Source organism: Flavobacterium sp. W22_SRS_FK3, from assembly GCF_052113665.1.
Classification (GTDB): domain Bacteria; phylum Bacteroidota; class Bacteroidia; order Flavobacteriales; family Flavobacteriaceae; genus Flavobacterium.
Genome location: NZ_JBGQOF010000014.1, coordinates 24,041 through 48,994, shown reverse-complemented (window position 1 = coordinate 48,994; position 24,954 = coordinate 24,041). Strand labels below are relative to the sequence as shown.

Below are 24,954 nucleotides of genomic sequence, written 5' to 3'. Positions count from 1 at the left end.
AAAAAAGTTACATTTGAAACCTAAACTAACCTTTTAATTATGAAAAAAATAGTATTTGCATTGTTATTTATTTCAGGATTTACATTTGCTCAGGACATGAAAGTTGTAAATGGAAATTTTGATTTTTTAAAAGACCAAAAAGAAATTAACACTGAATTTGATTATAGTAATTTTACTATGATGAAAGAAAACAAACCAGAAACTCAATATGTCGAAGAACACAAAGCAGATTTAGACAAAAAGGCAAAAGGAAATGGAAATCTTTGGCAAAAGAAATGGGTTGCTGCAAGAGAACAAATCTGGACACCAAAGTTTTTAGAAATAGGTAATATTGTATTTTCAAAAGCCGGTAAAGATGTAAATTTTCAGGAAGGATTAGATACGCCATATACATTAATAGTACAGACGGTATGGATTTATCCGGGATGGGATGCCGGAGTTATGAAACAGCCTGCAAAAGTTACTACTAATTTAAAATTTGTTGAAACAGCAAATAAGTCAAATGTTTTATTGGAAATTGCAAGTGAGGAAGCGCCAGGTGATCAATGGGGGAACAATTTTAGCAACGAATCCCGCATTGGAGAAGGATATGCTAAAACGGCGAAATCGCTATCTAAGCTTTTATTGAAAAAAGCATATAAATAAATCACAAAAAAGCCCTGTTAATCAGGGCTTTGTTCTTTTTGCATATTCAGTAAATAGGCCATATTTTTAATCACGTGATCATGTTTTTTTACAAACGGATTTTCTTCATTCCAGACATATCCGGCTAATACAGAACATATTTTCTCTTTAACATCCGGGTTTTCGGGCTGATGAAAAAACAATGTTTGCAAATTTCCGGTGTACCATTCTTTCACATAAGTAGTAAAAACAGCAATTCCTTTTTTCATATATGCTGTAAACTCAGTTTCCCAGTCTACAGTTATCCCCTGCGCCTCTTTAAGATATAATTTGGCAGCCAGCATTCCGGATTCGGTAGCAAAAGCAACGCCTGATGAAAAAACCGGATCCAAAAATTCTGAACTGTTTCCTGTCAAGGCAAACCCATCGCCATACATTCTTTTCACCGCTCTTGAATAATTTTCGAGTTTTACGGGTTCAAATAAAAACTCAGTTCCCTGAAATCTTTTGATATAATAATCAGACTTCTGTATAGCATTTTTTAAAGCCTCGGCATTGTCTTTATTTCCAGAAAGTGAATTGATAAAATGGGTTGGTCCCACAACTCCTAAACTGGTATTTCCATTTGAAAACGGAATAACCCACAACCATACTTCGGTTTCCAGAATATCAAAAGAAATCTGAGTCCCTTCGTCTCCTTCCGGTCTGTTGATATCTTTTACATGTGTAAATATCGAAGAATGCGGATCTAATTTTGAAGGGGTATCCAAATCTAAAAGTCTTGGCAAAACACGCCCATATCCGCTGGAATCAATGATAAATTTAGCGTGGATCTCTTTTAAATTTCCGCCTTTATCTTTTACAATCGTTTTAGAATTTTTCCCTTCAAAGGAAACTTCCAAAACCTCTGCTTCAAATTCCAGATCAACGCCTTTACGAATAACTTCCTGCGCCATGGTGTTATCAAAATCAGCTCTCGGTACCTGCCAGGTCCAATCCCATCCTTCTCCAAACTTCTCGCTAAAATCGAAAACACAAATTTCTTCTCCTCTGATAAAACGGGCGCCGCGTTTTTTTTCAAAATTCATGGCATCTAAACTTTCAAAAAGCTCAGCTTCTGCAAAATGATCCATAACTCTCGGAATAAGGCTTTCGCCAACAACAAGCCTTGGGAATTTTGTTTTTTCAACCACTTTTACCTTTATATTATTCATATGAAGATAGGATGCCGAAACACATCCTGAAGGTCCTGCACCAATGATTAAAACGTCCACAAACTCCTTTATCATAATAAAAATGTTATCATTTATTAACTTACATTTGCCTTCATCAAAATAACTACATTTATTTTGATAAATAAAATTAAATTAGCGCAATCAAAAACTGTTTAATGAATACAATAAATGAATATTTAAGTTTAGCCGAATTTGAGGCTATCATATTTGGAAATCAAAAAGTTACCATTAGCGATTTGGTATTAAACCGCATAAATGAAAGCTTTAGTTTCTTAAAAGAATTTTCAGGAAATAAAGTAATATATGGCGTAAATACAGGATTTGGTCCAATGGCACAATATCGAATCAAAGAGTCTGACCAAATTCAGTTACAATATAATTTAATCCGAAGCCACTCATCCGGAACCGGAAAACCTTTGAGTCCTATTTGTGCAAAAGCGGCAATTTTGGCTCGCTTAAACTCATTATCATTGGGAAATTCAGGCGTTCATCCTTCTGTAATTCACTTAATGGCAGAATTAATTAATCGAGATATCACACCTTTAATTTTCGAACATGGCGGCGTTGGTGCGAGTGGCGATTTAGTACAATTATCACACTTGGCTTTAGTCTTAATTGGCGAAGGCGAAGTTTTTTATAAAGGAGACAGAAGACCAACTCCCGAAGTTTTTGAAATTGAAGGTTTAAAACCCATTCAGGTAGAAATCAGGGAAGGTTTGGCGTTAATAAACGGAACATCTGTAATGACCGGAATTGGCGTTGTAAATGTTCACTACGCCAATAAACTGTTAGACTGGTCATTAAAAGCATCCTGTGCCATTAACGAATTGGTTCAGGCGTATGACGATCATTTCTCGGCAGAATTAAACCAGACAAAACGCCACAAAGGACAACAGGAAGTAGCAGCCAGAATGAGAGAAAATCTTTCTGACAGCACCTTGATCCGAAAAAGAGAAGACCATTTATATTCAGGAGAAAATACCGAAGAAATCTTCAAAGAGAAAGTTCAGGAATATTATTCATTACGTTGTGTGCCTCAAATTTTAGGTCCGGTTTTAGAAACAATCAACAATGTTGCTTCCATTTTAGAAGACGAATTCAACTCGGCAAATGACAATCCAATTATTGATGTAAAAAACAAACACGTTTACCATGGCGGAAATTTTCATGGCGATTATATTTCACTTGAAATGGATAAGCTGAAAATTGTTATTACCAAGTTAACGATGCTCGCAGAACGTCAATTGAATTATTTACTGAATTCAAAAATCAATGAAATTTTGCCTCCGTTTGTCAATTTAGGAACTTTAGGATTTAATTTCGGAATGCAGGGTGTTCAGTTCACTGCAACCTCAACAACTGCCGAAAGCCAAATGCTGTCAAACCCAATGTACGTTCACAGCATTCCAAACAACAATGACAATCAGGACATTGTTAGTATGGGAACAAATGCTGCCGTAATTACCTCAAAAGTGATTGAGAATGCTTTTGAAGTTTTGAGTATCGAAATGATCACGATTGTTCAGGCAATTGATTATTTAGATCAAAAAAATAAAATCTCATCGGTAACCAAAAAATGGTACGATGAAGTCCGTAATATAATTCCTGAGTTTAAAGAAGATCAGGTCATGTATCCATTTGTTCAAAAAGTAAAAGATTATTTGATAAACAGTTAAAATTTTTATTTCATATTAATATTGAGCCTTTAAAAATCATGAAAAAAATATTTATTTTTTTATTAGCTTGCTGCATTCAATTTGTTAATAGCCAAGAACTGGCATTAGTTAAAAAAAATTCTAAAATTGGTTTTATTTCAAAAGATGGAAACTTTAAAATCGAACCTCAATACAAATCTGCCAAAAGTTTTTCTGAAGGTTTAGCTGCTGTTGAAGACAATGGTAAATGGGGATTTATTGATACAAAAGGAACCTGGGTAATTCCTGCAACCTTTATGGATGCAAAAGATTTTAACAGTGGAATTGCCATTGTAAAAAAAGATAAGGACTGGGTTTATATTGATAAAAAAGGAGCAGTTCAAAAAGCACCCGCTTCAGAGAAATTATTTGATTTTAATAATGGCGTTGCTTTTATCAGACAAAACAATAAAGTAGGATTAATCAATTCAAAAATGGCTATTGTTTTAGAGCCAAAATATGACATGATAAAACCGTTTGAAAATGGTTTCGCCAGAGTTGAACTAAATAAAAACTGGGGAATCATAAATACGGACGGAAAAGAATTAGTAGAACCGGCTTATACTGAAATCGGGAATTATTTTAAAAACACAACCTGGGCAAGAAAAGACAAAACTTTCGGAATTGTAAGTGCCGGACAATTTATTCCGGTTGAGGGTGCAGAAAAAATCTGGGATTTTGAAACTCAGGATTTGACTTTTGCCAAAAAGAACGGAAAAATTGGCTTTATAGACTTAAAAGGAAATTGGGTAATCACTCCTATATATGATAAAGTAAAAGCATTCTCTAAAAATTTAGCTCCGGTTTGTATAGGTTCAAAATGGGGATACATCAACACAAAAGCCGACTTTGTAATTGAACCAACCTATAGTGATGCCGAAGTTTTTAGCACAAACGGACTGGCTCCGGTAAAAGAAAAAAACTGGGGATTTATTAATGAAACTGGAAAATTAGTAATCCCAACACAATACGGAATTACGGCAAACGGAATTATTGCCCTGTTTGTGCAGCAGGATAAAGGATTTATTGATGGTGTTGCAAGAGTAAAAAACGAAGGAAAATGGGGGTTTCTAAAACCGGATGGAACTGTATTAAGCAACCAATGGTTTGAAAATGCCGAACTATTTTCAAAAACAGAAAAAAACAATACACCTGAAGTTGCAACTGAAAAGCCAAAAGCAGCAACAAAAACTGTAACGAAAAAGAAAAAATAAATTCCAATATGAAATGTGTATTAGTAACAGGCGGTTCAAGAGGAATTGGAAGTGCTATTTGTAAAAAATTAGCCTTCGAAGCCAATTATCATATTTTGATTAATTATCATTCAAACAAAACCGCTGCCGAAGAAACACTTCAGGAAGTCATCAAATTAGGAGGAACAGGAGAAATTTTAGGCTTTGATGTTTCTAATTTTGAACAAGTACAAACTGTTTTAACAACCTGGCAGGAAACAAATCCCGAAGCTATTGTTGAAGCCATTGTAAACAATGCCGGAATTACAAAAGACGGCCTTTTTATGTGGATGACTCCTGAGGACTGGAACAGCGTTGTAAACACAAGTGTAAACGGTTTTTTTAATGTTACGCAGTTTTTCATTCAGAAAATGTTACGCAATAAATATGGCCGAATTGTAAATATGGTTTCGGTTTCGGGCGTAAAAGGAACGGCCGGACAAACCAATTATTCGGCTGCGAAAGGTGCCATTGTGGCCGCAACCAAAGCATTGGCTCAGGAAGTTGCCAAACGCAACATAACGGTAAATGCTGTTGCTCCGGGTTTTATCAGAACGGACATGACAAGTCAGCTGGACGAAAAAGAATTATTGAAACTGATTCCGGTCAATCGTTTTGGCGAAGCCGAAGAAGTAGCAGATTTGGTAAGCTTTTTGATTTCAAGAAAAGCAAGTTATATTACAGGAGAGATTATCAATATAAACGGAGGAATTTATTCTTAACAATATTATGGTTCCTCCTAGGTTGAGAGGTTGTTTTTAAGTTTCTTCTTTAACACCAAAAATTGCTCGCAAAGACGCTAATTGGCAACGCTTTAATGAAAAATTTAAATAAAGAAAACCCTTTCCGACTTAGCTTCTTTGTGAGATTAAAAATTAAGAATAGATTAGAAAAAACTTTGTGGCTTTATTTAAAAAATTGCACCTAACGGATAAAAAATTACTTTAAAAGAAGATGAACAGGAGAGTTGTAATTACGGGAATGGGAATTTATTCCTGCATTGGCACTTCATTAGACGAAGTTAAGGAATCTTTGTACAACGGAAAATCCGGTATTCAGTTTGATTCTGAGAGAAAAGAATTCGGTTTTCAATCAGCCTTAACCGGCATGGTTCCTAAACCGGATTTAAAAAATTTATTGACCCGAAGACAGCGTATGAGCATTGGCGAAGAAACCGAATATGCTTATATGGCCACCATCGAAGCATTAAAAAACGCTAATATCGACGATGCATTTTTTGATGAGCGGGAAGTAGGAATCATGTATGGCAACGACAGCGTTTCTAAAGCCATTATTGATACAACAGATATCGTCCGTGAGAAAAAAGACACCGCTTTGATAGGTTCCGGAGCTATTTTTAAATCAATGAATTCAACGGTTACGATGAATCTTTCTACAATTTTTAAAATCCGAGGTATTAATCTAACAGTAAGTGCAGCCTGTGCAAGCGGATCACATTCTATCGGGTTGGCTTATTTTCTAATAAAAAGTGGTTTTCAGGATATTATTATTACAGGTGGCGCACAGGAAATCAACAAATATGCCATGAGCAGTTTTGATGGTTTGGGCGTTTTTTCGAATAGAGAAAACGATCCCGAAAAAGCTTCCCGCCCATTTGATGTGGATCGCGACGGATTGATTCCGAGTGGCGGTGGTGCTACTTTAATTCTTGAAAGTTATGAATCTGCCATTGCACGCGGAGCGAACATTATAGCCGAAGTTTCAGGTTATGGATTTTCATCAAATGGAGGTCATATTTCGACTCCAAATGTAGAAGGCCCGGCGACGGCAATGAAAAAAGCTCTAGATGATGCAAACCTAAAAGCATCCGATATTGAATATATAAATGCACATGCAACATCTACTCCGGTTGGTGATGCAAATGAAGCTAAAGCTATTTTTGAAGTTTTTGGTGAGAAAAATCCTTATGTAAGTTCTACAAAATCAATGACAGGTCACGAATGCTGGATGGCTGGGGCGAGCGAAGTTATCTATTCTATACTGATGATGCAGCACGATTTTATTGCACCAAACATCAATTTGGAAAATCCTGATGAAGATGCATTTAAATTAAATTTGGTCAAAACTACTTTAAACAAAAAATTTGATATATTTTTGTCCAATTCCTTCGGGTTCGGAGGAACCAACTCTGCGTTGGTGGTTAAAAAGTTTAAATTGAACAATGAATAAAGAAGAGATTATAGCGAGAATTAATGGTTTTTTGGTTGATGAATTTGAAGTAGACAATGACGACATTGAACCGGATGCTAATTTAAAAGACACACTTGGGTTAGACAGTTTGGACTATGTTGACTTGGTCGTTTCAATTGAATCTAACTTTGGTGTAAAACTGGTTGAAGTCGATTTTGTTGGGATCGCTACTTTTCAGAACTTCTATGACCTTATCGAAACCAAACTAAAAGCGAAAATTGCTTGATGAGTCAATGGGATGGCAAATCAAAAGGTACAGTTTTAGGGTATAGAATATTTGTTTTTTTGATTCAAAAAGCGGGTATCAGGTCTGCTTATTTCTTGCTTTATTTTGTTGCTTCTTATTATTTTTTGTTTTTAAAGAAAAGTAATCGGGCTATTTCTTATTATTTTAAAGAACGACTACAGTATTCTTGGTTTAAATCGAAAAAAATGGTTTTCAAAAGTTACTATACTTTTGGACAGACTATTATTGACAAAGTTTCTATTTCGGCAGGAATGCGAAATAAATTTACCTACGAATTTGACGGAATTGAGATTCTGAAAAAGCTTCTTTCTGAGAAAAAAGGGGGAGTCTTAATAAGTGCTCACATTGGAAATTTTGAAATTGCCGAACACTTTTTAGGTGATATTGATGTTAATTTTCAAATTAATCTGGTTACAACCGATTTAGAACATTCAGCCATTAAGAATTATTTAGAAAGCGTTACCAAAAAACCGACTGTAAAATTCATCATCATCAAGGATGATTTGTCTCATATTTTCGAAATTAATGCGTCTTTGGCTAATAATGAACTCGTTTGTTTTACTGGTGATCGCTATTTTGAAGGAACCAAATCATTTTCTGAAAAAATCCTCGGAAAAGAAGCCCACTTTCCTGCAGGCCCATTTTTAATTGCTTCCCGATTAAAAGTTCCGGTTGTTTTTGTTTATGTAATGAAAGAACCCAATCTTCATTATCATTTATACGCCAGACAAGCAGCCGTAAAACATCGTGACGAAAAAGGATTATTACAAGAATATGTAAAAAGCGTTGAAAGTATTCTGCAAAAATATCCGCTGCAATGGTTTAATTATTTCGACTTTTGGAATGATTTGAAAGCATAAATTTACTTATTTTTGTTTGCAACCAAAGCTTTCAATCAAATGAAAAATGTTCTCGTTATTTATTATTCCCAATCTGGACAATTAGAATCGATTGCGCGAAATATTGCAAAACCTTTTTTAAATTCAGAGGATATAAAAGTAACTTTTCATGAAATTCAATTAGAAAAACCATTTCCTTTTCCCTGGAATAAAACTACTTTTTTTGATGCTTTTCCGGAATCGTTTTTACAGATTCCAACTGGCTTAAAACCCTTTTCTGAAGAAATTCTGAATACAAAATATGACCTTGTTCTTTTGCATTATCAGGTTTGGTATTTATCGCCTTCAATTCCTATCAACTCTTTTTTGAAAAGTGCTGAAGCCAAAACCATTCTTAACAATACACCCGTTATTACCATAAACGGATCTCGAAATATGTGGATTATGGCGCAGGAAAAAGTCAAAGTTTTACTGCGTGATGTGAATGCAAAATTGGTTGGAAATGTAGCTTTGGTCGATCGTGTTGGAAATTTAATCAGCGTGATTACAATTGTAAACTGGATGTTTTCAGGAATAAAGAAAAGATATTTGGGGTTTTTTCCTTTGCCTGGCGTTTCTGACAAAGATATTCAGGAATCGGATAAATTTGGAGAAGTGATGCTTTCTCAATTTCAACAAAACAATTTAGATGATTTACAGCCAAAGTTAGCCAAGATAGGTGCCGTTAAAATCAGTTCGTATTTAGTTACGGTGGATAAAACTGCTAATAAAATTTTTAATAAATGGTCTAATATCATTCATAAAAATCAAAAAAACAGAAAAACACTTCTTAAAATATTTTATGTTTATTTATTCTTAGCAATATGGCTAATCTCACCAATAGTATATATATTGCACCTTATTACCTATCCATTTAAGTTCAAAAAAATAAAAAAAGAAACTCAATATTATCAAGGAGTTTAGAAGAGGAAATTAAATTATGTTCGACGTATATATTACCAAAGCTGCAAAATATTTACCCAACGAAGCTGTTTCAAATGATGAAATGGAAACCTATTTGGGTCTTATAAATGACACCGCCTCAAAGGCAAGACGTATCATTTTGCGTAATAATAAAATTACTAGCCGTTATTACGCCGTCGACAATGAAGGTAAAAGCACACACAGCAATGCTGAATTGACCCACAATGCAGTTGTACAATTATTTGATGAAAAATTTACAGCTCTAGACTTAGAAGTTCTTTCTTGTGGAACTTCATCTCCTGATATCATTGCTCCTTCACATGCTGCAATGGTTCATGGTTTATTAAAAAACAGATCGGTAGAATTAAACTCTTCTATGGGAATTTGCTGTTCCGGAATGAATGCATTGAAGTATGGTTTTCTTTCTATAAAATCCGGAAATTCTAAAAATGCTATTTGTACCGGATCTGAAAAAGTTTCAACCTGGCTTTCGTCTCCAAAATACAATCACGAAATCATCAATCTAAAAAATCTGGAGGAACAGCCGATTATTGCTTTCAAAAAAGATTTTTTACGTTGGATGCTGTCTGATGGTGCCGGAGCTTTTTTATTAGAGAATAAACCAAGCGGTGAAATCTCTTTAAAAATTGAATGGATGGAAGCATATTCATATGCATTCGAATTAGAAACTTGTATGTACGCTGGTGGCGATAAACTAGAAACTGGTGAAATAAAATCATGGAGTGATTACAATCCTGATGAATGGCTTAATGAATCTGTGTTTGCTGTAAAACAGGATGTAAAACTTCTTGACGAATTTATTTTGCCCAAAGGTGTAGAAAGCATGAGTGATGCCATGTCAAAACACAATATTTCAGCTGATGACGTTGATTATTTTTTACCACACGTTTCGTCTCACTTTTTTGTCGATGGATTAAAAAAAGGGCTGGATGAAAAAGGAATTGTAATTTCCGATGAAAAATGGTTTATGAACCTTTTGAGAGTGGGAAATGTTGGATCTGCTTCGATTTATATTGCTGTTGAAGAATTAATGAATTCCGGCAAATTAAAAAAAGGAGATCGTATTTTATTGTCTGTTCCTGAAAGTGGAAGATTTTCTTTTGCTTATGCGTATTTAACCGTTTGCTAATGGAAACTACAATACTTTTAGAAAAAGAAGCCGTCGGAAATTTATTACCGCAGAAGTTTCCTTTTGTAATGGTAGATAGAATGTTTTCTTATTCTGAAACTTCATTAATTACAGGTTTTAAAATTCAGAATGACAATATTTTTTTAGAAGAAAATACTTTTCTGGAAGCAGGTTTAATTGAACATATGGCCCAGTCTGTGGCTTTGCATACCGGTTATAAGTTCTTTTTGAAAAATGAAATGGCACCAACAGGCTATATCGGTTCTATTAAAGATATCGAAATTAAAAAACTGCCGCAAATCAACGATACAATTCAATCGACAATAACTATTTTACAGGAATTTGCAGGAATTACTTTGGTTGACATTGTAACTTTTTTGAATAATGAAGAAATTGCCAGAGGACAAATGAAAACCGTTTTAGCTAAATAATACTACTATGAAAGTCGGAATTGACATCCAAAATTACCTGCCTCATAGAGCTCCAATGCTGATGGTCGATTTGATTTTAAATATTGATGCTAACTTTGTAGAAACCATATTTTTTATTCAGGAAGACAATATTTTTGTCGATAACAACATTTTTACAGAAGCCGGTTTAATCGAAAATACAGCCCAGACTTGTTCGTCAATAGTGGGAAAAAAGTATTTTTTTGATGAAGATGGCACAGAAAATAAGAATGTTAACGTTATAGGTTTTATTAGCGCCTTAAAAAATCTAAAAATACATGCACTTCCAAAAGTTGGAAATTCAATAATCACCAAGGCAGCTCTCGTTTCAAAATTTGTTGGTGACGATTATACGTTATGCACCATGAGTTGCGAAAGTTTACTCGAAGACAAAATACTATTAGAATGCGAAATTAATTTGTTTATTCAAAAAACCATTTCCGCAGCAACATAAGCTAAATTGAAAATTTAAACCGTCATGGAAAAAGAAAATGTACCTCAGCACGATGGAAATTTAAGCAAAAAGAACCTCAAGGAATTGGTTTACGCTACCGATGAAAACGGCAATTACACAACCGCTTTAAGTACCGGCTGGGAACCCAAAGCCATTGCACTTTCGAACGCAATTGATGATATAAAAGAACGTGCCGAAGAAGCCAAACTAAAAGTTCAAATTGGAGAATTGAGTCCGATTTGCTATTATATGGAACTTAATAAAATGGATCTTACTATTCTTGCCGGTTATGTTGATCTGTGGAAATGGCGCGTAAAAAGACATTTTAAACCAGCCGTTTTCGCTAAATTGAGTGACAAAATTTTACAAAAATATGCAGACGCTTTTGACATTTCAATAGCTGAATTAAAAAACTTTAAACCAGATTAATGCAAGTTACTTTTACACATCATCAATCTGCTCATTGCGAAAATGGAGTGGCTTCAAACCTCTTAAAAAACAGCGGAATGAACATTAGTGAGCCGATGGTTTTCGGAATTGGTTCCGGACTTTTGTTCGTTTATTTACCTTTTATAAAAGTAAATCATGCACCGGCAATTAGCTATAGAACTTTACCCGGACAAATTTTTAATAAAGTCGCAAACCGTTTAAATCTTAAAATAAAAAGACAAAAATTTTCATCTGTTTCAAATGCCACTCAGGCTTTAGACGAAAATTTAAAAAATAATATTCCAACCGGATTACAAGTTGGCGTGTATAATTTGAGTTATTTTCCGGATGAATATCGTTTTCATTTCAACGCACATAATTTAGTCGTTTATGGAAAAACTGAAACCGATTATCTGATCAGCGATCCTGTCATGGAAACCGTTACGACTTTAACGCATGATGAACTAGAAAAAGTCCGTTTTGCCAAAGGAGCTTTTGCGCCAAAAGGGCAAATGTATTATCCAATTCAGATTCCGAATGAAGTTGATTTCAAAAGTGCTATCATCAAAGGAATCAAAGATACCTGTCGCACTATGTTGGCACCAATGCCAATTGTAGGTGTGCGTGGAATTAGATTTGTTTCCCGCCGAATCAGAAAATGGCCTGTAAAACACGGTGTCAGAAAAGCCAATCATTATCTGGCTCAGATGGTGCGAATGCAGGAGGAAATAGGAACAGGAGGCGGCGGCTTCCGTTTTATTTACGCCGCTTTTTTACAGGAAGCTTCGTTTGTTTTGGGTAATGAAGAATTGAAAAATCTTTCGAAAGAAATGACTCAGATTGGAGATTCCTGGAGAGATTTTGCCGTAGAAGCGTCCCGTATTTACAAAAACAGAAGCGCCAAAGAAGATGCTTATAATTCCATTGCCGATGAACTTTTGGACATTGCCAATCGCGAAGAAATCTTTTTCAAAAAACTAAAAAATGCAATCAGCTAATATATTTTGAATTCCATCATAAAAATAGAATCCTTTTCAAAAAAATACAAAGACGCAGAAATGTTTTCTTTGAACGACATTTCGCTAAACATAAACGAAGGTCAGATTTATGGATTGTTAGGCCCGAACGGTGCCGGAAAAACCACTTTAATTTCGATGCTCTGTGGATTGATCAAACCCACTTCAGGACATTTTACGATTAATGATCTGGATTATTCACATCATGCTGCAAAAATCAAAAAAATAATTGGCGTTGTTCCTCAGGAATATGCGTTGTATCCAACGTTGACAGCGCGTGAAAATCTGCATTATTTTGGAAGTATGTACGGTTTGAAAGGTTCTGATTTAAAAGACAAGGTAATTGAAACGTTAGATCTTTTGGGACTTTTGAAATTTGCCGATAAACGTATTGAAACCTTTTCGGGCGGAATGAAACGCAGGGTCAATTTAATAGCCGGTATTCTGCACAATCCAAAAGTTTTGTTTTTGGATGAGCCCACCGTTGGTGTTGATGTACAATCTAAAAATGCCATTTTGAATTATTTAAAAGTATTAAACCAAAACGGAACTACGATTATTTATACGTCGCATCATTTGGCGGAAGCCGAAGATTTCTGCGATACGATTGCTATTTTAGACCAAGGCCGAATTTACGCCCAAGGCACGCCGTCAACTTTGATTGCATCTGTTCAAGAAGCCAAAAATCTCGAAGAAGTTTTTATTTCACTAACCGGTAAAGACTTTAGAGATGCTATATAAAATTTGGATGTCAATCGTAAAAGAATTTTTACTGCTTAAAAGAGATTTAGGCGGATTGATCATTCTGTTCATTATGCCTTTAGTACTTGTGATCACGGTTACCATTATTCAGGACAGTACTTTTAAATCCGTTACCGATACTAAAATTCAGATTTTATTGGTTGATAATGACAAAGGTTCAGTTTCAAAAACGGTTTTTGATAATCTGCAAAAGAATAATGCATTTGATATTATAACGCAAATCGACAATCAGCCTATTACGGAGGAAATTGCCAGAGAAAATGTTTACAAAGGAAAATTTAAACTGGCGATTGTAATTCCGAAAGATTTGAGTGTCGATTTACAAGCCAAAGTAGATCAGAATGTACAGAACATCGTGAGCAAAATGGGTTTTACCGATTCTGTTGCACAACCAAAAACTTCAAAAGTTTTACAGCAAAAAGAAGTAAAATTGTATTTTGATCCGGCTGTTCAAATGAGTTTCAAAACCTCGGTAATGAACGCCATTGATAAAATGATTTCACAGATTGAAACCAAATCGATTTATACGACTTTTCAAAATCAGTTAGGAGAAGAAAATACGCAATTCGAACAAAAGAGTTTCATTACTTTTAAAGAAATTATTCCAAGAATAAATAATAAAGAAGTATTACCCAATTCGGTTCAGCACAACGTTCCGGCCTGGACACTTTTTGCGATATTTTTTATTGTAATTCCGTTGTCCATCAATATTGTAAAAGAAAAATCGCAGGGTACATTTGTACGTTTACTGACCAATCCGACTTCGAATTTAATTATCATCATCGGAAAAACCATTACGTATTTAATAATCTGTATGATTCAGTTTTATATGATGGTTGCGGTGGCAATTTTCTTGTTTCCACATATTGGTTTGCCATCCTTAAATGTTGAAGGGCATTTGTTTTTAATGAGTGCTGTCGCTTTATTTTCTGGTTTTGCCGCAATTGGTTTCGGGATTTTATTAGGAACTGTTGCGAGTACTCAGGAACAATCTGCCCCGTTTGGTGCGACTAGTGTCATCATTTTAGCTGCCGTTGGAGGTGTTTGGGTTCCTGTTTTTGCAATGCCAAAAATCATGCAGATCATTGCCAAATCATCGCCTATGAATTGGGGATTAGAAGCTTTTTACGATGTATTATTGCGCAACGTTTCTTTCGTCGAAATCATCCCAAAAATAAGTTTGCTATTTTTGTTCTTTATAATCACAACTTCCATTGCCCTATTTTATGATAAAAAGAAAAGAACAGTATAACGAAGCCGCTTTCCTAACCGTTTCGCACGAAATCAGAATTCGTTTTAACGAAACTGATCCGTTGGGAATCGTTTGGCACGGCCATTATATTACCTATTTTGAAGATGGAAGAGAAGCATTTGGACGCCAACACGGATTGACGTATTTAGATATTGGCAATACCGGTTACACAACACCAATTGTAAAATCAAAATGCGAACATAAATTGTCTTTGCGTTATGGTGATGTGGTAACGATTGAAACAACCGTTGTCGATACGCCAGCCGCCAAAATAATTTATCGTTTTAGAATCATAGACAAAAAAGGAGAAGTAGCCTGCACAGGCGAAACGGTTCAGGTATTTTTAGATAAAGAAGGAAATTTGATGTTGACCAATCCTCCTTTTTATGAAGAATGGAAACGTAAAGTGGGGTTGTTGTTGTAAACACGAATTACACAAATTTTCACAAATTAAAAAATCCGCGTAAATCTGCTTTAATCTGTTTAAATCTGCGTGCCATAAAATCATACAGAAATAAAATTACAAATGACAAGAGAAGTATATATCAATGAAACCAATTGTATCACGCCTTTAGGTTTTGATGTTCGATCTAACATCAAAGCGATTTTGCGTAGCGATTCCGGAATTCAATTGCACCAACATATTTCTCTAATGCCGAATGCGTTTTATGCTTCTATTATTGCTGATGAAAAAATAAACAGTGCTTTTGAGAAAATCAGCAGGGATACAAAATATTCCCGTTTAGAGAAAATGATGATTTTGGCTTTAGAGCCGATGATCAAAAATTCGGGAGTTGAATTAAATTCAAAAACGGCTTTTATACTTTCAACTACTAAAGGAAATGTTACGGCTTTAATAGAGAATTCTGAAACGAATTTTCAAAACGCACATTTAGATGTTTTGGCAAAAAATATTGCCAATTTCTTCGGATTTCAAACAACGCCAATTGTTATTTCGAATGCTTGTGTTTCCGGAATTTTAGCAATTTCCGTTGCGAAAAGAATGATTCAGTCGGATCTTTACGATCACATTTTTGTCGTTGCCGGCGACGAAGTTTCTGAATTTGTTTTGTCTGGTTTTAATGCTTTTCAGGCGATGAGCGATTTGCCTTGTAAACCGTATTCAAAAAACAGAACTGGTGTAAGTTTGGGCGAAGCAACGGCGGCGGTTTTAGTTTCTGCAAATCCGGTAACTGCCAAAATAAAAGTTATTGGCGACAGTTCGATAAACGATGCGAATCATATTTCTGGACCTTCAAGAACAGGTGAAGGTTTGTTCAGAAGTATTCAGAATGCGATGAAAGAAGCGCAAATAAATTCAGATCAAATCGATTATATTTCAGCGCACGGAACCGCAACTCCGTTCAACGACGAGATGGAAGCGATTGCATTTAATCGTTTAAATTTGCAAAATGTTCCGGTCAATAGTTTGAAAGGATTTTACGGTCATACGTTGGGTGCTTCTGGATTATTGGAAACCGTAATCGCTATTGAATCAGCGAATCAAAATAAACTTTTTGAATCGAAAGGTTTTGATGAAATCGGCTTAAGCGAAACGATTAATGTTATTGAGAAAAATGAAGAAGCCAATATTAATTTATTTCTGAAAACGGCTTCTGGATTTGGAGGTTGTAATACGGCTGTGGTTTTTGAGAAAGTTAAACACGAATTGCACTAATTTTCACGAATTAATTGAAAATGAAATTATCAAAATTCATATTTATAACTATAACTCTTCTTTCATCATTTGGATGTAAAAAGAAAGAACTGTCTGAATCTGATTTTGAAAAAGATGTTTTGAATAGCGTTTTCCTTGAAATTGTAGATTCTATTTACATGGATCGAAGAACAATGGATCCTCCACCCTTTCCAAGAACAGTTGATTTTAAAACTGGTAAAAGAGATACTGTTGGATATCATGATGAATTAAAAAGATATCAGATTGAACAAGACAGTATTAAAAATGATAAAAACAGAATTTTAATTGGTGTTCATGATTTTGTAGTAAGTAATGGAATCAATGACGACAAATTTGATTTGACTCCATTTAAAAACAATAAAAAGTTTGATTTTCAATATACATCTAAATTTCCTGAAGAAAGATATTGGGACATAAACGACAAAAAAAGTAAAATGCCTGTTGGTACTATTACAATTCATAAAATTCATTTCAATAAAAATAAAACATCAGGAATTTTAGACGCAAGAGCTTCATGTGGTGGAGGAAAATGTGGACAAGGATTTCAAATTACAATTGAAAATAAATTTGGGAAATGGCATATTACAAAAATTGAAAATACTTGGGTTTCTTAAAACAAATAAGAGCTGCACCAATTTTCAAAGATTAGTTTGTGCAATTTTAACTCAAAAACAATCCGTGCAAATTTGTGGAATTCGTGTTAAATTAATAAAATGACTCAAAATAAAACCTACATACAAGATTACATCACAATCCAAAACAACGAAATCGTTTTGAACGGAACTTCTGTATTCAAAATTGAACCAACTGATTTTGGTGATTTTTCTAAACAGGCTTATCGTAATTTTGAGATTCAATATCCGAAGTTTTTCAAGATGGATGCTTTGAGTAAATTAGCTTTTTTAGGTGCCGAATTGCTTTTAAGCCCGATTACTTCTTCGGAACAGGAAAACAATATCGCTTTGGTTTTGGCCAATAAATCATCCAGTTTAGATACAGATGTTAAATATCAGGAATCTATTTCAGACAAAGAAAACTATTATCCGAGTCCTGCGGTTTTTGTTTATACGCTGCCCAATATTTGTCTGGGTGAAATAAGTATTCGTCATCAGCTGAAAAGTGAAAATTCTTTCTTTATATTTGATGCTTTCAACACTGAGTTTGTCTCAAATTATTCTAATATTCTTTTGAATACGAATAAAGCAGATGTGGTTCTGTGTGGTTGGGTAGAATTTTTTAATGACAATTACAAAGCTTTTCTTTGCATAATAAGCGAAGAAGAAAACACACAATATACAAACGAGACTATCAATACATTATATAATAAATAAGCATGGAAGCATTAAAAGAAGAATTAAAAAATAAAATCATTACGACTTTAAACTTAGAAGACATCGCAATCGAAGACATTGCCGATAACGATCCTTTGTTTGGAGATGGTTTAGGTTTAGACTCGATTGATGCACTTGAATTAATCGTGATTTTAGACAAAGACTACGGAATTAAACTGGTAGATCCGAAGGAAGGAAAATCAATTTTCCAGTCAATCGAAACTATGGCAGCATACATTAGCGCTAACAGAACAAAATAGACTGTTTAGTTAGACTTTCTTAGGTTTTTAGACTACTTAGAAAATGCTTTCCAAAAATCTAAGAAGTCTAATATCTAAAATTCTAAGTAAGTCTAATAAAAATAATCTAAGAAGTCTAAAATTCTAACAATCTAAGAAGTCTAAAAATGAAAGGTGTCGCCATAACCGGAATGGGAATTATCTCTTCGATTGGAAATTCAGTCGAAGAAAATTATATTTCGTTAATCGAAAATAAAACGGGCATTTCCCGAATCCAAAATATTTCGACTCTACATGCTGATGTAATTAATGTTGGGGAAATCAAAAAAACCAACGAAGAACTGATTACAGAATTAGGACTTTCTGAAAATAATAATTTTTCGAGAACCGCAATGATTGGCACTTTAGCAGCCAAACAAGCGGTAGAAAATGCCGGAATTACCTCAATCAACGAATTCCGAACAGGTCTTATTTCAGCCACAAGCGTGGGTGGTATGGATATGACGGAAAAACATTATTATGATTATTTTGAAAATCCTAATCTTGTAAAATATATTGCCTGTCACGACGGCGGCGATGTCGCTGAAAAAATTGCTGCCGAATTAGGTTTAAAAGGATTGGTAACCACCATTAGTACAGCCTGTTCATCAGCTGCAAACGCAATTATGCTGGGCGCCCGATTGATTAAAAGCGGAAAATTAGATCGCGTTATTGTGGGCGGAACTGATGCTTTGGCAAAATTTACTATCAACGGATTTAAAACTTTGATGATTTTATCTGATGATTACAACAAACCTTTTGACAACAATCGTAAAGGTTTAAATTTAGGCGAAGCTGCAGCTTTTTTAGTCCTTGAATCCGATGAAATGGTTCAGAAACATAACAAAAAAATATTGGCAAGAGTTTCAGGTTACGGAAATGCAAACGACGCTTTTCACCAAACTGCTTCTTCAGAAAATGGAGACGGTGCTTATCTGGCTATGAAAAAAGCTTTTGAAGTTTCAGGCTTACAACCTTCTGAAATTGACTATATCAACGTACACGGAACGGCAACTCCAAATAATGATTTATCTGAAGGAAGAGCTTTACTCCGAATTTATGGAGATGAAAAAGTGCCTGATTTTAGTTCTACAAAACCTTTTACTGGTCATACTTTAGCGGCTGCAGCTGCGATTGAAGCGATTTATAGTATTTTGGCAATTCAGCATAATGTTGTTTATCCGAATTTGAATTTTGAAACCAAAATTGAAGAATTCGATTTGACTCCGCAGACAACTTTAAAAAATAAAAACATCGAATACGTTTTATCTAATTCTTTTGGTTTTGGAGGAAATTGTTCCACTCTTATATTTTCAAAAAGCTAATGAAAAAAACATATATAAATGGAGTAGGCTGTATTTCGACTCAAAAAACATTTGATACTGTTTTTTTAGAAGAAGCAGTTATCAATACAAACGAAAATGTCCTTTCGATTGTTCCTCCGGTTTACAAAGATTATATTTCACCTGTCGCCATTCGCCGAATGGCAAAAGGAGTAAAAAACGGAATTGTAGCTTCGGCATTGGCTATGAAAGATGCAAACATTGAAAATGTAGACGCCATTATTACCGGAACCGGTTTGGGATGCATTGAAGATTCTGAAAAATTCCTAAAAAATATTCTCGACAATAACGAAGAATTCCTGACGCCAACATCCTTTATTCAATCTACACACAATACCGTTGGCGCTCAAATTGCCTTATTGATGCAATGCAAAGGTTATAACTTTACGTATGTAAACGGAGCTGTTTCTTTTGAGTCAGCACTTTTAGATGCTAAAATGCAGATTGAAGAAAACGAAGCCAATTCTATTTTGGTGGGCGGTGTTGATGAAAACGGTGATTATACTACTGCTCTTTTCAAACTGAATGGTCGTATAAAAACGGATAATACAGCTCCGTATAAAGTTTTAAATTCAACCTCAAACGGTGCTGTTTATGGTGAAGGCGCCAGTTTTTTTATTTTAGAAAATGAAAAAAAAGATGGTACTTATGCTGAAATTTTGGATGTTTCCATTTTAAATACACTGGAGGAAAACGAAATTGAAACAGAAATTATATCTTTTTTAAAATCAAATAATTTAGAAATTTCAGATATTGATGCTGTTGTTTTTGGCTTTGATGGAAATATGGCTTTTGATTCGTATTACAAAAATCTGGCTGCAAATGCTTTCGTAAAAACACCTCAGTTATATTACAAACATTTGAGCGGTGAATATGATACGGCTTCTGCTTTTGCGCTATGGATGGCATCAAAAATCATAAAAACCCAGGAAATTCCTGAAATTGTAAAAGTAAATTCGGTTACAAAACCTGCTTACAAAACCATTTTATTGTACAATCAGGTGAATGGTAAAAATCATAGCTTTACGTTACTATCCAAATGATAACGCATAAAAACATCTCCATACTTTTTATTCTACTAGTGATTGTTGTGAATCTTCTGAATTTTTATGTAACCGTAAATTTTCTTTGGTTTTTAGGTATAATTATACTTTGGATTGGAATAAATGCTTTTGGTTCTGCCCTAATTTCATCTAATTATCATGTAAAAGCGTTCTGCAATAATCCTTTAGAAACAGAAAAAAAAATTGCCCTGACTTTTGATGACGGTCCGAGTATTTTTACTTTGGAAGTTTTAGAACTTTTAAAAAAATACAATGCCCAAGCTACTTTTTTTTGCATTGGAAAAAACATTGAAAAACATCCTGAAATTGTAAAACAAATTATTGAAGATGGTCATTTATTGGGAAACCATTCCTACAGTCACTCTAAGTTTTTCGATTTTTATAATGAAGATAAAATAACTGATGAACTGCGTAAAACAGATAAATTGCTGGAAAAATTCACTTCCAAAAAAATAAACTTTTTTCGTCCCCCTTACGGAGTTACAACCCCTTCGATCCGCAGAGCTTTGCAACTAACCAATCATAAAGTTATTGGCTGGAATATTCGTTCGCTTGACGGCGGAACAAAAAATCAGGATTTCATCTTAAGCCGAATTATAAAACGCATTTCTCCCGGCGGAATCGTACTTTTGCACGACACGGGATCACACTCTGTTTTGGTATTGGAACAGTTTTTGCAATTTTTACACCAAAACAATTACAAAGTAATTTCTGTGGAAGAACTTTTGAATCTTAAAGCGTATGAAAACTAAATTATATATTCTCTTTTTTTTCTTTACTATCTATAATGCTTCTTTATTTGCTCAGGAACTAAAGATGACGACATCAGAAGTTGCTTCGTTTAAAGAAGATGTCCTTATTGTTTCGAAAAAAATCAAGACTTTAAGTACCGATTTTATTCAGTACAAACATTTAGATTTTATTTCAAAAGATATTGAGACTTCCGGGAAAATGATTTTTAAAGAACCGAATCTTTTGCAATGGCAATATAAAAAACCATACAATTACAGCATCGTTTTTAAAAACGGAAAAATCCTCATTAACGACGAAGGAAAAAAAAGCGCAGTTGATATTGGCAACAGCAAAATCTTTGCCCGAATCAATAAATTAATTGTGGGAAGTGTGAGTGGCAATATGTTTGACGAAGCAGCATTTACGATTTCATACTTTAAATTAAAAGGGCAAAATCTGGCAAAATTTATTCCCAAAGATGCTACTTTGAAAAAATACATCAAACAAATTGAACTGACTTTTGATAAAGAAGAAGCAACAGTTGTTCAGGTTAAACTCTTGGAGTCATCTGACGATTATACCCGAATTGTACTTAAAAACAAAGTGATCAATGCAAAAATCGACGATTCCGTTTTTACTAATTAATTGCTTTCTGGCAATTGTTTTGGTTTCTTGTGGCTCGGTCACCAAAAATTATACGCCTAAAAATTTAGATAAAACGGCTATAGAAGTTCCTTATTTTTCAGACTCCAAAGCTGACTACATTTACAAAACTAACATCACAGTTTACGGTCATGAAATGTCCGGAATCTTCATTGCCAAGAAAATAAATGACACAACGCATCGGGTCGTTTTCACAACTGAATTCGGGAACAAATTATTAGATTTTGAAATTTCTGAAACGAGTTTCAAAGTCAATTCCATTGTATCAGAATTAGATAAAAAAATCCTGATCAACACTTTAAAAGAAGATTTTAGACTGCTTCTTAAAAAAGAGTATTTGATTCAGGAACAATTCGAACACGAATCAGATGATATTTATAAATCGGAAGACGGAAAACGAGACAATTATATTTTTTTCTCCAAGAAAGAACATCAATTAGAAAAAATCATTCGTTCTTCCAAAACAAAAGAAAAAATAACAATTACTTTTACTTCAGAAAACGATATTTTTGCTGAAAAAGTGGTCATTTTACATCAGAATATCAAATTAAAAATTGAGTTAAACTATTTTAAATCAGAGTAAAAATTAAACTAATCTTAAATTAAATCAACCATGAAAAAAGTAACCTTAATTGCATTTGTTTTATTTATTGGCCTTGCATCAACACAAGCGCAAGTATCTTTTAGTCCAGGAATTAGAGGCGGTTTAAACATTTCAAACTTTACTAATTTTGAACCTAGTAACTCTAAATCTGATTTTTATGTCGGCGGTTTTGTAGCCATAAAATTCAATAAATATTTTACTTTGCAGCCCGAACTAAACTATACAAGACAAGGATCTGAAGCTATTGAATACATTGATGGTGGAGGTTTAATTGGCTCTCGAAAAGTAAATTATGATTTAAATTATTTATCAGTTGGCGCTGTTGCAAAATTTCATTTTGGTGGAAAAGGGTTCTATATATTAGGCGGTCCATCATTGGATATTAAAACAGATGATAGTTTTCCTGAATATGATAACAATCCGGCCGGCGCAGATTTTGCTTTGGTAGGTGGAGTTGGATATACGTTACCGAATGGCCTATCTTTTGAAGCCAGATTTAAACAAGGATTCGTAGATGTTTATGGGTATGAAGGACTTGATAATGATTATTACTATGATGATGTTGTTTTAAACCAGGTTTTTCAACTTGGTATTAGCTATACTTTTAAAGTTAAATAAATTATGGTTTTAAAAGACTTTTACAAAATACTTTCGGAAGAAAAAACAGCAGATTCTAAACATACTATTACGATTCTGGTCAATGAAAAACATGAAATTTTCAAAGGTCATTTTCCGGGAAATCCAATTATGCCAGGCGTATGCATGATTCAGATTATTAAAGATCTTACAGAGAAAATTACACTCAAAACTTTAATGATCCAAACGCTTACCAATGTTAAATTTATGGCACTTATTAATCCGGAAGTTAACCCAGAACTGCGATTGGAACTTGACATTAACGTAACCGAAGATGATTTGATAAAAGTAAAAAACATCACTTATTTTAATGAAACTGTTGCTTTGAAACTGAGTACTGTTTACAAAAAAATATAATTATGAAACTACTGTTAACACTTGTTTTATGGATTAATTTTGTTGGTGCTCAGGATTTGGCCAGCATTAGAAAACTCTACCCAACAGTTACAAAATCAGAAGCAAATGCAAAAGAGTTTACTGCTAAATTAACAAATGTTTCAAATGATCACGATAAAATTTTAATCGCTTACAAAGGAGCTTCGATTTTATTGGATTCAAAATTTGAGAAAAAATTACAAGCCAAAATGGATCGTTTTAAAGAAGGTGCAAAACTCCTTGAATCAACCATAAAAAGCGAGCCGGACAATATTGAAATCCGAATGATCCGATTGAGCATTCAGGAAAATGTTCCCGGAATTACGGGTTACAAAAAAAATATAAAAGACGATAAAAAGTTCCTGACTGAGCATTATAATGAGCAGTCGAATTCTTTAAAAGAATACTTAAAAAGCTTCATTCTACAGTCGAAAAGTTTCTCTGAAAAAGAGAAAGAATTCGTAAAGTAAGCTTAAGAAATACCACCAAATGAATCCTACCTTACCTCAACAAGAACAACTTCAGTTAACGAATTTCTGCGTTATTGTACCCACGTACAACAATCAGAAAACGTTACAAAAAGTATTGGATTCTCTTTTAAAATACACACAAAATCTTATTATTGTTAATGATGGTTCGACTGATGAAACCAGCGAAATCCTAAAACAATATTCGGAATTTACGCAAATCCATCATCCCAAAAATTTAGGAAAAGGGCGGGCACTGAGGAACGGATTCCGAAAAGCAATCGAAATGAAGTTTGAATATGCGATTACAATCGATTCAGACGGACAGCATTTTGCATCTGATATCCCGAATTTTATTGCTGAGATTCAAAAAGAACCGAATTTTTTATTGATTGGAAGCCGGAATATGACGCAGGAAAATGTGCCAAAGAAAAGCAGTTTCGGAAATAAATTCTCGAATTTTTGGTTCAAGTTTGAAACCGGAATTAAACTTGATGACACACAATCAGGTTTCAGATTATATCCTTTGCAATTGATTCCGAAACAATTTTTTACCAATAAATTTGAGTTTGAAATTGAAGTCATTGTGCGTTCAGCATGGAAAGGAATTCCTGTAAAAAACATTCCGATTCAGGTTTTGTATGATCCGGCAGAACGTGTTTCGCATTTTCGCCCTTTTCAGGATTTTACCCGAATCAGTATTTTGAATACGGTTTTGGTGACCAATGCGCTTTTGTATATCAAACCTCGTGATTTCTTTCGCCGGGCAAAAAAAAAAGGTTTTAAAAAGTTCTTTCTTGAAGACATTTTAGAAAGTACTGATTCGGATTTCAAAAAATCTGCCGCTATTTCTTTGGGTGTTTTTATTGGACTTTCTCCGTTTTGGGGATTTCAGACTATTTTGCTTTTTACTTTTGCGGCCTTGTTCAGACTTAACAAAGTTATTGCGTATCTGACTTCCAATGTTAGTTTTCCGCCTTTTATTCCTTTTATCATTTATGCATCGCTTCAAGTGGGCAGTCTTTTTGTATCCAGTAGTACCCCTTTAAATTTAGACAGTTCCCTAACACTTGACGATATTCAAAAAAATGCTACACAATATATCGTGGGAAGTCTTATTTTAGCAACCGCTTCAGCATTAATCTGCGGTTTGCTGAGTTATTTACTTTTGACAGCATTTAACAAGAAAAACAACGAATAAAATA

Annotated in this window: 30 protein-coding genes; 29 read left to right on the top strand and 1 reads right to left on the bottom strand. The window is 34.2% G+C overall.

What is annotated here, in order from left to right:
* Positions 1–39: 39 nt before the first annotated feature.
* Entirely contained in the window at positions 40–645 is a 606-nt protein-coding gene (locus ACEN2I_RS14390) for a hypothetical protein (RefSeq protein WP_441766792.1), read from the top strand.
* Between the two features lie 17 nt (positions 646–662).
* Here ACEN2I_RS14390 and ACEN2I_RS14385 read toward each other — a convergent pair whose 3' ends face one another.
* Positions 663–1,913, bottom strand: coding sequence for an NAD(P)/FAD-dependent oxidoreductase (locus tag ACEN2I_RS14385; RefSeq protein WP_441766791.1), 1,251 nt, complete (start codon positions 1,911–1,913; stop codon positions 663–665).
* 101 nt (positions 1,914–2,014) lie between these two features.
* Between ACEN2I_RS14385 and ACEN2I_RS14380 the strand changes: the two genes are divergently transcribed.
* The 28 genes from ACEN2I_RS14380 (at position 2,015) to ACEN2I_RS14245 (ending at position 24,950) form a co-directional block, all read left to right on the top strand.
* Entirely contained in the window at positions 2,015–3,535 is a 1,521-nt protein-coding gene (locus ACEN2I_RS14380) for an HAL/PAL/TAL family ammonia-lyase (protein ID WP_441766790.1), read from the top strand.
* Between the two features lie 38 nt (positions 3,536–3,573).
* Positions 3,574–4,767: a WG repeat-containing protein gene (locus ACEN2I_RS14375; protein WP_441766789.1), complete on the top strand. Its 1,194-nt coding sequence runs from the start codon at positions 3,574–3,576 to the stop codon at positions 4,765–4,767.
* An 8-nt stretch (positions 4,768–4,775) separates the two neighbouring features.
* Positions 4,776–5,507 (top strand): 3-oxoacyl-ACP reductase FabG, encoded by a 732-nt coding sequence (gene fabG / locus ACEN2I_RS14370; protein WP_441766788.1) that lies wholly within the window; start codon positions 4,776–4,778, stop codon positions 5,505–5,507.
* Between the two features lie 232 nt (positions 5,508–5,739).
* Positions 5,740–6,975, top strand: a complete 1,236-nt coding sequence (locus ACEN2I_RS14365) for a beta-ketoacyl-[acyl-carrier-protein] synthase family protein (RefSeq protein ID WP_441766787.1) — start codon at positions 5,740–5,742, stop codon at positions 6,973–6,975.
* The gene (locus tag ACEN2I_RS14360) at positions 6,968–7,222 is read left to right on the top strand and encodes an acyl carrier protein (protein WP_441766786.1); all 255 of its coding nucleotides are present in this window, start codon (positions 6,968–6,970) and stop codon (positions 7,220–7,222) included. The genes ACEN2I_RS14365 and ACEN2I_RS14360 overlap by 8 nt, the downstream gene beginning before the upstream one ends.
* On the top strand, positions 7,222–8,103 hold the full coding sequence (locus tag ACEN2I_RS14355; protein ID WP_441766785.1) for an LpxL/LpxP family acyltransferase: 882 nt from the start codon (positions 7,222–7,224) through the stop codon (positions 8,101–8,103). The genes ACEN2I_RS14360 and ACEN2I_RS14355 overlap by 1 nt, the downstream gene beginning before the upstream one ends.
* A 39-nt stretch (positions 8,104–8,142) precedes the next feature.
* Positions 8,143–9,045 (top strand): dialkylrecorsinol condensing enzyme DarA, encoded by a 903-nt coding sequence (locus tag ACEN2I_RS14350; protein ID WP_441766784.1) that lies wholly within the window; start codon positions 8,143–8,145, stop codon positions 9,043–9,045.
* Between the two features lie 16 nt (positions 9,046–9,061).
* Positions 9,062–10,195, top strand: coding sequence for a beta-ketoacyl-ACP synthase III (locus ACEN2I_RS14345; protein ID WP_441766783.1), 1,134 nt, complete (start codon positions 9,062–9,064; stop codon positions 10,193–10,195).
* The gene (locus ACEN2I_RS14340; protein ID WP_441766782.1) at positions 10,195–10,626 is read left to right on the top strand and encodes a hypothetical protein; all 432 of its coding nucleotides are present in this window, start codon (positions 10,195–10,197) and stop codon (positions 10,624–10,626) included. Before ACEN2I_RS14345 ends, ACEN2I_RS14340 begins: the two co-directional genes overlap by 1 nt.
* A 7-nt stretch (positions 10,627–10,633) precedes the next feature.
* Complete coding sequence (locus ACEN2I_RS14335) at positions 10,634–11,098, top strand: ABC transporter permease (protein ID WP_441766781.1); 465 nt, start codon at positions 10,634–10,636, stop codon at positions 11,096–11,098.
* A 24-nt stretch (positions 11,099–11,122) separates the two neighbouring features.
* Complete coding sequence (locus tag ACEN2I_RS14330) at positions 11,123–11,527, top strand: hypothetical protein (protein WP_441766780.1); 405 nt, start codon at positions 11,123–11,125, stop codon at positions 11,525–11,527.
* Positions 11,527–12,525 carry a BtrH N-terminal domain-containing protein gene (locus ACEN2I_RS14325; protein ID WP_441766779.1) on the top strand — a complete coding sequence of 333 codons (999 nt, stop codon included), beginning with the start codon at positions 11,527–11,529 and terminating at the stop codon, positions 12,523–12,525. Before ACEN2I_RS14330 ends, ACEN2I_RS14325 begins: the two co-directional genes overlap by 1 nt.
* A gap of 60 nt (positions 12,526–12,585) precedes the next feature.
* Positions 12,586–13,284: an ABC transporter ATP-binding protein gene (locus ACEN2I_RS14320; protein WP_441766778.1), complete on the top strand. Its 699-nt coding sequence runs from the start codon at positions 12,586–12,588 to the stop codon at positions 13,282–13,284.
* Positions 13,274–14,557: an ABC transporter permease gene (locus ACEN2I_RS14315; RefSeq protein WP_441766777.1), complete on the top strand. Its 1,284-nt coding sequence runs from the start codon at positions 13,274–13,276 to the stop codon at positions 14,555–14,557. Before ACEN2I_RS14320 ends, ACEN2I_RS14315 begins: the two co-directional genes overlap by 11 nt.
* Entirely contained in the window at positions 14,532–14,981 is a 450-nt protein-coding gene (locus ACEN2I_RS14310) for an acyl-CoA thioesterase (RefSeq protein WP_441766776.1), read from the top strand. Before ACEN2I_RS14315 ends, ACEN2I_RS14310 begins: the two co-directional genes overlap by 26 nt.
* Before the next feature lie 102 nt (positions 14,982–15,083).
* The gene (locus ACEN2I_RS14305) at positions 15,084–16,235 is read left to right on the top strand and encodes a beta-ketoacyl synthase N-terminal-like domain-containing protein (RefSeq protein WP_441766775.1); all 1,152 of its coding nucleotides are present in this window, start codon (positions 15,084–15,086) and stop codon (positions 16,233–16,235) included.
* Between the two features lie 20 nt (positions 16,236–16,255).
* The gene (locus tag ACEN2I_RS14300) at positions 16,256–16,870 is read left to right on the top strand and encodes a hypothetical protein (protein ID WP_441766774.1); all 615 of its coding nucleotides are present in this window, start codon (positions 16,256–16,258) and stop codon (positions 16,868–16,870) included.
* A 99-nt stretch (positions 16,871–16,969) separates the two neighbouring features.
* Positions 16,970–17,587, top strand: coding sequence for a 3-oxoacyl-ACP synthase (locus tag ACEN2I_RS14295; protein ID WP_441766773.1), 618 nt, complete (start codon positions 16,970–16,972; stop codon positions 17,585–17,587).
* 2 nt (positions 17,588–17,589) lie between these two features.
* Entirely contained in the window at positions 17,590–17,847 is a 258-nt protein-coding gene (locus tag ACEN2I_RS14290; protein WP_026727250.1) for a phosphopantetheine-binding protein, read from the top strand.
* A 146-nt stretch (positions 17,848–17,993) separates the two neighbouring features.
* Positions 17,994–19,190: a beta-ketoacyl-[acyl-carrier-protein] synthase family protein gene (locus tag ACEN2I_RS14285; protein WP_441766772.1), complete on the top strand. Its 1,197-nt coding sequence runs from the start codon at positions 17,994–17,996 to the stop codon at positions 19,188–19,190.
* Positions 19,190–20,251, top strand: coding sequence for a beta-ketoacyl synthase N-terminal-like domain-containing protein (locus ACEN2I_RS14280; RefSeq protein WP_441766771.1), 1,062 nt, complete (start codon positions 19,190–19,192; stop codon positions 20,249–20,251). The genes ACEN2I_RS14285 and ACEN2I_RS14280 overlap by 1 nt, the downstream gene beginning before the upstream one ends.
* Complete coding sequence (locus tag ACEN2I_RS14275) at positions 20,248–21,024, top strand: polysaccharide deacetylase family protein (protein WP_441766770.1); 777 nt, start codon at positions 20,248–20,250, stop codon at positions 21,022–21,024. The genes ACEN2I_RS14280 and ACEN2I_RS14275 overlap by 4 nt, the downstream gene beginning before the upstream one ends.
* A complete protein-coding gene (locus ACEN2I_RS14270; RefSeq protein ID WP_441766769.1) occupies positions 21,014–21,649 on the top strand; it encodes an outer membrane lipoprotein carrier protein LolA in 636 nt (211 codons plus the stop codon). The genes ACEN2I_RS14275 and ACEN2I_RS14270 overlap by 11 nt, the downstream gene beginning before the upstream one ends.
* Positions 21,615–22,250 (top strand): hypothetical protein, encoded by a 636-nt coding sequence (locus tag ACEN2I_RS14265; protein ID WP_441766768.1) that lies wholly within the window; start codon positions 21,615–21,617, stop codon positions 22,248–22,250. Before ACEN2I_RS14270 ends, ACEN2I_RS14265 begins: the two co-directional genes overlap by 35 nt.
* A 30-nt stretch (positions 22,251–22,280) precedes the next feature.
* The gene (locus tag ACEN2I_RS14260) at positions 22,281–22,889 is read left to right on the top strand and encodes a porin family protein (protein WP_441766767.1); all 609 of its coding nucleotides are present in this window, start codon (positions 22,281–22,283) and stop codon (positions 22,887–22,889) included.
* A gap of 3 nt (positions 22,890–22,892) precedes the next feature.
* The gene (locus ACEN2I_RS14255; RefSeq protein ID WP_441766766.1) at positions 22,893–23,264 is read left to right on the top strand and encodes a 3-hydroxyacyl-ACP dehydratase; all 372 of its coding nucleotides are present in this window, start codon (positions 22,893–22,895) and stop codon (positions 23,262–23,264) included.
* 2 nt (positions 23,265–23,266) lie between these two features.
* Complete coding sequence (locus ACEN2I_RS14250) at positions 23,267–23,752, top strand: hypothetical protein (protein WP_441766765.1); 486 nt, start codon at positions 23,267–23,269, stop codon at positions 23,750–23,752.
* A 19-nt stretch (positions 23,753–23,771) separates the two neighbouring features.
* Entirely contained in the window at positions 23,772–24,950 is a 1,179-nt protein-coding gene (locus ACEN2I_RS14245; RefSeq protein WP_441766764.1) for a DUF2062 domain-containing protein, read from the top strand.
* Positions 24,951–24,954: the final 4 nt, after the last annotated feature.